The organism is Variovorax sp. WDL1 (genome assembly GCF_001541225.1).
Lineage (GTDB): Bacteria > Pseudomonadota > Gammaproteobacteria > Burkholderiales > Burkholderiaceae_C > Variovorax.
This window is the reverse complement of the sequence record NZ_LMTS01000193.1, coordinates 9,143-9,635: the sequence shown is the minus strand read 5'-3', so window position 1 is coordinate 9,635 and position 493 is coordinate 9,143. Positions and strand designations below refer to the sequence as shown.

Below are 493 nucleotides of genomic sequence, written 5' to 3'. Positions count from 1 at the left end.
CTTCCGCTATGCCATCAGCGGCAGCAATCCGCCGTGGAAGCCGCTGCGTGCCTTCGACGACGGGCAGAAGGTCTATATCCAGTTCCCGCCCGGTATCGCTCAGGGTGAATTGCCGCCCTTGTTCGTGATCGGGCCGGAAGGCGACGGGCAATTGGTCAATTACCGCTTCCGCTCGCCGTACTACATCGTGGATCGGCTATTCGGTGCCGCCGAACTGCGCCTGGGTGGCGACAAGGGCGACGTGGTGCGAATCGAGCGCACGGATAGCGTGGCACGGAGGAACTGACCATGAGCCAGGACGACACCCCTGACCTCGCCACGCCGCAGGCGGGCAAGGTCGCGCCCGAGGCGGTGGCGCTGCGCGCCCAGCCGCGCCCGGTCACGCGCCTGAATCGGCGCACGCTGGCCATCCTCGTCGGCGGCCTGTCGGTCGCCGTACTCGGGGCCACGATCTGGTCGCTGCAACCGCAGCGGCGCGGTGCCAATGAGCAGA

General features: G+C 67.7%; 1 protein-coding gene and 1 pseudogene. Both read left to right on the top strand.

The window, feature by feature from the left end:
* The coding region (locus tag APY03_RS44465; protein WP_232324401.1) for a TrbG/VirB9 family P-type conjugative transfer protein at positions 1 to 286 on the top strand (286 nt) is incomplete at its 5' end.
* A 2-nt stretch (positions 287 to 288) separates the two neighbouring features.
* Positions 289 to 493, top strand: a pseudogene (locus tag APY03_RS44460) (TrbI/VirB10 family protein); the annotation flags it as partial.